The organism is Paracoccus versutus (assembly GCF_000763885.1).
Lineage (GTDB): Bacteria > Pseudomonadota > Alphaproteobacteria > Rhodobacterales > Rhodobacteraceae > Paracoccus > Paracoccus versutus.
The window spans coordinates 1-7662 of the sequence record NZ_JRKO01000109.1 but is presented as its reverse complement, the minus strand read 5'-3'; the positions used below and the strand labels follow the sequence as shown (position 1 = coordinate 7662).

General features: G+C 62.5%; 8 protein-coding genes and 1 pseudogene. 1 reads left to right on the top strand and 8 read right to left on the bottom strand.

The features are described from left to right. The 6 genes and pseudogenes from IT40_RS28145 to IT40_RS25555 all read right to left on the bottom strand — a co-directional run. The coding region (locus tag IT40_RS28145; RefSeq protein ID WP_084197467.1) for an NAD(P)-binding protein at positions 1-138 on the bottom strand (138 nt) is incomplete at its 3' end. Positions 139-269: 131 nt separating this feature from the next. Then, positions 270-791 carry a TRAP transporter substrate-binding protein DctP gene (gene dctP, locus IT40_RS30600; RefSeq protein ID WP_275600396.1) on the bottom strand — a complete coding sequence of 174 codons (522 nt, stop codon included), beginning with the start codon at positions 789-791 and terminating at the stop codon, positions 270-272. An 88-nt stretch (positions 792-879) separates the two neighbouring features. Then, positions 880-1242, bottom strand: a pseudogene (locus IT40_RS31000) (type 2 periplasmic-binding domain-containing protein); the annotation flags it as partial. 129 nt (positions 1243-1371) lie between these two features. Continuing rightward, a complete protein-coding gene (locus IT40_RS25565) occupies positions 1372-2838 on the bottom strand; it encodes an aldehyde dehydrogenase (RefSeq protein WP_036761139.1) in 1467 nt (488 codons plus the stop codon). Positions 2839-2946: 108 nt separating this feature from the next. Then, positions 2947-3786 carry an SDR family NAD(P)-dependent oxidoreductase gene (locus IT40_RS25560; RefSeq protein ID WP_036761137.1) on the bottom strand — a complete coding sequence of 280 codons (840 nt, stop codon included), beginning with the start codon at positions 3784-3786 and terminating at the stop codon, positions 2947-2949. Positions 3787-4236: 450 nt separating this feature from the next. Next, positions 4237-5154, bottom strand: coding sequence for a LysR family transcriptional regulator (locus tag IT40_RS25555; protein ID WP_036761135.1), 918 nt, complete (start codon positions 5152-5154; stop codon positions 4237-4239). Between the two features lie 483 nt (positions 5155-5637). Between IT40_RS25555 and IT40_RS25550 the strand changes: the two genes are divergently transcribed. After that, positions 5638-6546, top strand: a complete 909-nt coding sequence (locus IT40_RS25550) for a LysR family transcriptional regulator (protein ID WP_036761131.1) — start codon at positions 5638-5640, stop codon at positions 6544-6546. A 276-nt stretch (positions 6547-6822) separates the two neighbouring features. On the opposite strand, the gene IT40_RS25545 is transcribed toward IT40_RS25550, so the two are convergent. Beyond that, entirely contained in the window at positions 6823-7206 is a 384-nt protein-coding gene (locus IT40_RS25545) for a hypothetical protein (RefSeq protein WP_036761128.1), read from the bottom strand. A gap of 187 nt (positions 7207-7393) precedes the next feature. Continuing rightward, positions 7394-7662: 4Fe-4S dicluster domain-containing protein (locus IT40_RS25540; protein ID WP_036759993.1), on the bottom strand; the 269-nt coding region annotated here is incomplete at its 5' end.

Here is a 7662-nt window from a genome sequence, read left to right as displayed (position 1 = left end):
CGCATGCACCCAGAAGCGGTCGGCATGGCCCCCAGCCTCCAGCAGCAGAACCTGGTTGCGACCATCCTCCGACAGGCGGCTCGCAACCACGCTCCCAGACGAACCAGAGCCAATCACGATGTAGTCGAAACTCTCCATGGATTTTCAATACCTTGCTGCCAGCCGCTCGCGGCTATCGGCTTTTCAGGATGGATGTCGGTCCGCCGAAGCTTTCCATCGAACGACGAAGGAACCGGCACCTGGAGAGATGCCGCTCCGATGCGTCGTGCCTATTCGGCGCTGTCCCGGAAGGCTTGCAGCACCTGCGTGCCCGCCTGCCCATTGTCGTCGATTTCCTTGGCCCAGGAAACGGTGACGTCGTTGATCAGCGCCTGCCATTGTTCCATCTCCTCCGCCGGCGGGGTGGAAATCTGCCAGTCGTGGTTGGCAGCCAGGTTGTCGCGCACCCGGCTTTCCTCGGTGTCCAGCCACTCGCAAAGCGCGGTCTGAGCATCTGCGGCCGCGGTGGCGAAGATTTCCTGGTCCTTGGGGCTCAGCCGATCCCAGGCCGTCGTGCTGATGGTGTAAAGCAACGTGCCGCCGCCAAGTTCGACCCCTTCGACCGCGTTGTTCAGCACATCCTCGAGCCCGAATGTCGGCGTCGAATGATAATACCACAAGGCGCCATCGACGGTGCCTCGCGACAGGCTGTCGAACATTTCGCCGGCGGTCAGCTGGATCGGCGTCGCCCCCAATGCACGAACCGTCTTGTTCATGGCCGACCCAGCCGCGCGGAGCTTCAACCCTTTCAGGTCCGCGAGCCCCCCCCACCGGCCTGTTCTTGGTCGCGATCTTGAGCGGCGGAATGGTCGAGGCGAAAAGGACGCGCATTCCCTGCCCCTTCAGTTCCAGCTCGTCCAGGATCGCGCCCGGCTTGGCCACATTCCAGAACATCCGCGTTCCCTGGCAGGCGGAGGCATACATCCCCGGCAGTTCGGCCACCGAGGAAAGCGGCAGCTTGTCGGGCGAATAGGCCGGGATCACCATGGCCAGTTCCGCCAGGCCCGACCGCTGCACCGCAATGGCATCCTTGCCCAGTTGACCGGCAGGATAGACTTCGAAGGCGATCCGGCCTTCGGATGCCTTGGTGACCGCTTCCGCGAAAACCTTGCCGCCCTGCGTCCACAGATAATGATCTGCGGGAAAGACATGCGCGAACTTCAGCGTTTCCGCCTGTGCGATGGCCGCCAGGGCAGAGGTCATCAGACCTGCTGCCAGAAGCCGGTAAATTCCATGGACCATTCTTTCCTCCCGATTTTGAAGACCGATGTGCGGTCATTATGTCCCCCTGGGCCAAGATGGCCGGGCGGGCTTTCCTTTTTGATTGCGCCGCTATTTCTCCAGCGCATCCACCATTTCGCGCGGCATGCCGATGGAGCGGCATTCGACATAGGCGTCGAAAGCCTCGAGCCCGGCCTCGCGGCCGATGCCGCTGCACTTCCAGCCGCCGATCGGGGCATGGAAACCAACCAGATTGCCGTTCAGCTCGACCACGCCGCTGCGGATGCGGCTGGCGACACCAAGCGCCCGGTCTAAATCGCCGCTGAAGACCGCACCGTTCAGCCCATAGGCCGAATCGTTGGCGATCGCGATCGCGTCCTCGTCGTCCTTGTAGGTCAGCACCGTCAGCACCGGGCCGAAGATCTCCTCCTGCGCGATCCGCATCTTGCGGTCGACATCGACGAACAGCGTGGGGTCGATGAACCAGCCCCGATCCAGCCCGACAGGGCGGTCGCCGCCACGAACGATCCGGGCACCCTCGGCCTGCCCGATGGCGAGATAGTCCGCGACCCTGTCCCTTTGCCGCTTGCTGACCAAGGGCCCGATCTGCGTGGCCGGATCCAGCGGATCGCCGATCGGCATCGAATCCATCAGGGCGACGATCCGGTCGATCAGTTCGGAGGCGTGGCGTTCGGGCACCACTATCCGCGTCTTGCCGCTGCACACCTGCCCGTTGTTGCGCAGCGAGGCCGTGCGCAGCATCTCGACCGCCTGGTCGAAATCGGCATCGTCCAGGATGATCGCCGCCGATTTCCCTCCCAGTTCCAGCGAAACCCGGCGCAGATCCTGGCCACACAGGCTGGCGATCCGCCGCCCCGCCGCGGTCGAGCCGGTAAAGGAAACCTTGTCCACCGAAGGATGGGTGACGAGGTATTCGCCGATCTCGCGCCCCGCAGGGACGATGTTGATCACACCCGCGGGAAAGCCCGCCGCCGCGGCCATCTCTGCCAGCAGATAGGCATCGAAGGGCGTCTCGGGCGCCGGCTTCAGAACCAGCGTGCAGCCCGCAAGCAGCGCCGGGATGACCTTGATCATCGTCACCAGCTGCGGGGCGTTCCAGGGCACGACCGCGGCCACCACGCCGATCGGTTCGCGGGTGACCAGCGCATTGCCGGTCCCCGAACGGCGGAAGCTGCGGAACGGGTAGTCGTCCACGATCTCGAGATAGCTGTCGATCAACAGCCGCGCGCCGATGGACTGCATCCCTTTCGACATGGTGATCGGGCAACCCATTTCGGTGGAGACAAGTTCGGCCAGCGTATCTTCATGGGCCCGGAACTGCGCTCCCAGCCTGGCGACGGCGGCCTTGCGCTCGGCCAGCGGCATGCGGGGCCAGGGACCGTGGTCGAAAGCCTCGCGGGCCGCGGCGATGGCGCGGTCCATATCCTCGCGGGTTCCGTCGGGCACCGAACCAAGGGCATCTTCGGTGAAGGGCGAGATCACTTCGATGCGCCCGTCCGATGCGGGCTTGATCCACTGGCCACCGATATAAAGCTGATCGTATCGACCTTGCCACATGGCGTTTGCTCCTGTTTGGGATTGCCGAAGCACGGCGGATCGGCAGCGATCCGGGCATATGCTTCGGTAGACGGGAAATGATGCGGCGGGCTTTGCCTGCCGCCGCTCTCAATTGGCGAATGTGGTTGAACGCGACAGGTCGAGCCAGGCCTGCAACTCGTCCCCTACCGCGGCCAGCGTGCCGCGGCGGGCTTCGACCGCGTCCTCGCCCAAGGGCAGGCGCAATGGCGGTTTCTCTTGCGCGACGATCTTGCACAACACCGCGCCGAATTTTTCCGGATCGTTGGGTTGCCGCCCGCTTGCCTGCGACACGCCGGCCAGGGCACGGTTCAGATCGGCATAGTCCGACGCTGGATTGATCGCGCTGACCAGGGATGGGCCACGGAAATCCGTGCGGAAGGCGCCCGGCTCGACGATGGTCACCTTGACGCCGAAGGGGGCCACCTCCTTGGAAAGCGCCTCCGAATAGCCCTCGACCGCGAATTTCACGGCACTGTAGAAGGCAAAGCCCGGATATGCGCTGAAACCGGCGATAGAGGACAGGTTGATGATGTGGCCTGCGCGTTGACGCCGCATGATTGGCAGCACCGCGCGCGTCATCTCGACAAGCGAGAAGAAGCCCACCTCGAACAAGGTGCGATAGGTGTCGGCGGGCGTTTCCTCGGCCGGTGCAGCCACGCCATAGCCGGCGTTGTTCACCAATACGTCGATGCGATCGAAGAACGACAGGGCGCGGGCGACCACATCAGCGGTGCGGTGGATATCGCGCGCATCAAGGTGCAGCGACCGCATCCGGTCTGGAAATTCCGCGGCAAGGCCGTGATCGCCATCCTTCGCAAGGACCGTCACGACGACATTGTCGCCTTGGGCCAGGGCTGCGCGCGCCGCTGCCGCCCCCAGGCCCTTGTCGGCCCCGGTGATCAGCCAGGTGCGGGCCTCTTTGTCCATGTCCAGTCCTCCCCCCTTTCCATGCTCCCCTCATCAGGCTAGTCCGGGTCAGGCGCTGGCTGTAGTCGGTTATGCAAATACAGATTGTCTCGCAAATCGTTCTAATCCCGATCAAGGACAGGGACGATCAAGGACAGGGACGTCACGCCTTGCGCAGCTTCGATCTTGTCGGCCGGCATGGCAGGTTCTCGGCATTCGGGCGCGCGCACGGGGGAAGTTCAGCAGTTACAATCTGGAGGCCAACTGCCTAGCCTATTCGACCCGCAACCTGCGCCTGGGCAAGGCGGACCCGACGATCCAAAGATGCCGACAAGAGCGCCCAGGAGGGGGCGTCTTTCCGAAAACCCCACAAGCCGGTCCTTTTCTCTGCACGATCTGTCCGCCGCAAAGGGCGCATTCCAGGCATTGATCCAGAGCCCTTCAACGAGGCCAGATTGCTCTGCAATTGCGTCAGTTGCGGCTATCCGCCGCTTCCAGCACGTGGCGGCTAGTGGAAATCACGTTGCGGATGATGTCCTCCTGCAGCCGGCCTTTGCGACAGGCGGCAATGATCCTGACCTGCTGCAGGGGCTCTTCCAGCGGTATGCAGACCAGCCTGTCCCCCTGATAGGTGATCGCATTATGCGGCTGGAACATGCTGAAGGTGAAACCGAGGCCCTTGCCGACCGCAGACCGGACCAGTTCATAGGACGAGGACGAAAACGCTATTGGCGGCTTGATCCCCCTTGCGTAAAGCAGATCCAGCATCGTCCGTCCGGGAATTTCCCGGTCCAGCCGCACATAGGACAGCCCCTCCAGATCCCCCAGCGCAAGCCGTTTCCTGCCCGCCAAGGGACTGGAGGCGGGCAAGACCACCTTGGCCTCGACCTTGGCCAGATCGACCACGTCATAGCCCTCACGCTCGAAGCAGAGATCGTACGGCATCATGATGTCGATATGGCCCTTGTTCAGCTGCTCCAAAAGATTGGGGTGGCTGCTCTCGACAAAGTCCAGTTCGACCTTGGGCCAGATTTCCCGGTTCCGCATCAGGATCGGAATGGCGAAGACATAGACGAGCGCGAGATAGGTTCCGATCCGGACCTTGCCGCCGGCATCGGTGCGCAAGTTGCGTGCGCCCTGCGCCCATTTCTCGGCCTCGGCCAATACGCCGCGTGCCATCTGCTCAAGGATTTCGCCGGAAGGGGTCAGCTTGACGCCATGCGCGGGAAATCGGTTGAACAGCCTGGTGCCGGCGATCGCTTCGAGATTGTCGATCGCGGCAGAGATCGCCGCAGTCGAAACGCCCAGTTCCTTTGCCGCGCTGGCAATGCTGCCCAGTGCGGCCGTCGCGCGGAAATAGGAAAGTTGTCTCAAGGTGAACCGAAGCAAGGCAATCTCCCGGTGTGCGGTGAAAATGCAGAACGCCGGTCGGTCGGAGCGGCCAAGGCCCCGGTCCGACGACAGCCGCAGCGTCCAGCAGACAGACCGGCTTCGTCGCGTCCGGGGCAGGTTATGCCAGCGGACGCGGAGGGTTCAAGCGCAACATCCGGCGGCACGGCGTTCCCGCTCGATAAGACAGGACAGGGGGCGGCGGATGTGGATTGCTGGCCCCCGCGGCGCGACCCGCAAGCTACAGCGATGAAAGGCGCCCGTTCGACGAAACGACCGCGGTCCCGTCGGATGGCCGTCTGCCCCCCGTAAACGATGCGCGCACCTTCGGCGCTGACATCCTGGGTGACGATCTGCATGGCGGGATCCCGCAGGTCGCTCACCGGCATCGAAACCGTCAAAGCGACGGGGCGCCGTCGTCCTCTCCGCGCAACCTGGAAGATGCATATTGTTTCATAAATGGTTCCAATTTATGCTGCGGAAATGAATTTCGAGGATCTGCGCAGCTTTGGCATGGTCGTGCAGCATGGTGGCTTTACCGCTGCCGAACGCGCCACGGGCGAGCGCAAGGCCAAGCTCAGCCGCCATATCCAGCGGCTGGAAAGCGACCTGGAAACCCAGCTGCTTTTTCGTTCGACCCGCAGCCTGCGCCTGACCGAAGCCGGCCGGGCGATCTATGAGCAATGGCAGATCGTCGAGAGCAGCCTCGAAGACGCCGAAGCCATCGCCGTCGAGTTCAGGTCGCGCGTGTCGGGCGATCTGCGGGTCAGTTGCCTGCCGGGGCTAGCGCGCTATCTTGGCCCGAAATTCGTGACGGACTTCCTCCGCGACTACCCCGAGGTGCGGCTGGAACTGCACGTGACGACGGAAAAGGTTGACCTGATCAACAAGCGTTTCGATCTGGCGATCATGGCCGAGGTCAATGAACGCAGCAATCCCACGCTTCTGACGCGCAAGCTGGGCGAGACGCGCAGCATCCTCGTGGCCTCGCCGGCGTTCCTTGCCCGCCATCCCGGAATCACGCTGGAGGGCATAAAGCAGCTGCCGACCGTCAGCGTCGGCGGCGACTATCTCTCGGCCGGCTGGGCGGGCAGTTGGAAGCTGCGCAACGACAAGGGGGCAAGCTACACGCTGCGGCACCGGCCGGTGCTGGTGAGCAATGATTCGGCAATGATCCGGGACGCGGTCATAGAAGGCGGCGGCATCGGCCTGCTGTCGCTCCAGACCTGCGAAACGGCCCTGGCGCAAGGCACCTTGAAGCAGATCCTGCCGGAATGGCATTCCCTCTGGGGCCGCATCAGCATCCTGTTTCCCGACAACAGGCGCATGTCCCCCGCCGCCCGAGCCTTCATCGAGCATATGTCCAACTCCGCGCGGCAGAAAATCGGCTGAGGACTCCGGGCCGCCGGAAGCCGATGCGCTGATTTCCAGCCAGATCCGGCAGGAAATCAAAGCTAAATTTTTCCTATCATATAGCAAGATATAATAATCTTTTCCTATCAATTGAAACCCGTCAGCAATGTGATTGTGCGGGCGGGTGGGCTTTGCGAGCCATTCACCCGACGGCCGGGGACGAACAATCTGAACAACCCGACGATGCGGCCATAGCCTGCACGATCCGAAAAACATTACCCATAGCAAGGAGAATAAACCATCATGCTTGGCAAGCTAATCGCTGCGGTATCGCTTGTTTCGATGTTGAGCATCGGCGCCGCCTGCGCCCAGGACGGCACGCAACTGGAACAGTTCCCGATCCGCGACGACTGCGCGAATCCGGTCGAGCCGCATCTCAAGGAGGGCTGTGCATTTCTTGATGAGCTTCTCGCCGCGTTCATCGGAAACGATGCTGAAAAGTTCGCCGATATAAACCACTATCCCCACGTTCGGATCACCAATCAAGGCACCAAGATCTGGGACACGCGCGACGACTATTACAAGGACAACACCGCCGAGATCCTTGCAGCAAAGGAAAAATCCGAACGATTCCCAGGATGGGTCAACGGCCGATGGGAAAAGCGCCAGCTTATCCAGTTCGACGACAGCCAGATGCATTTCGCCGTGTATTTCTCGCGCCTCCCTGAGGCAAAACCCATTCGCCGCCGATCAAGTTGCGCTTACAGTCCTGCATGCCTGCCTCCTGCTGTCGGGCAAGGATTTGCCTCAAGAAACTGGCAGGATTATTCCCTATCCTCGGCGATCAGACCGCCAAGAAGGGTTGGCGATCGACAAGTTTCCCTTGTCACATATTCGGGTAATTCGGCCCGTCGCCGCCCTGGGGCGTTGTCCAGTCGATGTTCTGGCTGGGGTCCTTGATGTCGCAGGTCTTGCAGTGGACGCAGTTCTGGAAGTTGACCTGGAAGCGCGGGCCGCCCTCGCCCTCGAGCACCTCGTAGACCCCGGCCGGGCAGTAGCGCTGCGCCGGCTCGGCATAGAGCGGCAGGTTCACCGCGATCGGCACCGTGGGATCCTTCAGCTTCAGGTGGCAGGGCTGGCTTTCCTCGTGGTTGG

Bases quoted from the DNA above. Each gene is read 5' to 3' on its own strand.
- IT40_RS25565 (WP_036761139.1), bottom strand. From the start codon at position 2,838: ATGTGGCAAGGTCGATACGATCAGCTTTATATCGGTGGCCAGTGGATC.
- IT40_RS25560 (WP_036761137.1), bottom strand. From the start codon at position 3,786: ATGGACAAAGAGGCCCGCACCTGGCTGATCACCGGGGCCGACAAGGGC.
- IT40_RS25550 (WP_036761131.1), top strand. From the start codon at position 5,638: ATGAATTTCGAGGATCTGCGCAGCTTTGGCATGGTCGTGCAGCATGGT.
- IT40_RS25545 (WP_036761128.1), bottom strand. From the start codon at position 7,206: ATGCATCTGGCTGTCGTCGAACTGGATAAGCTGGCGCTTTTCCCATCG.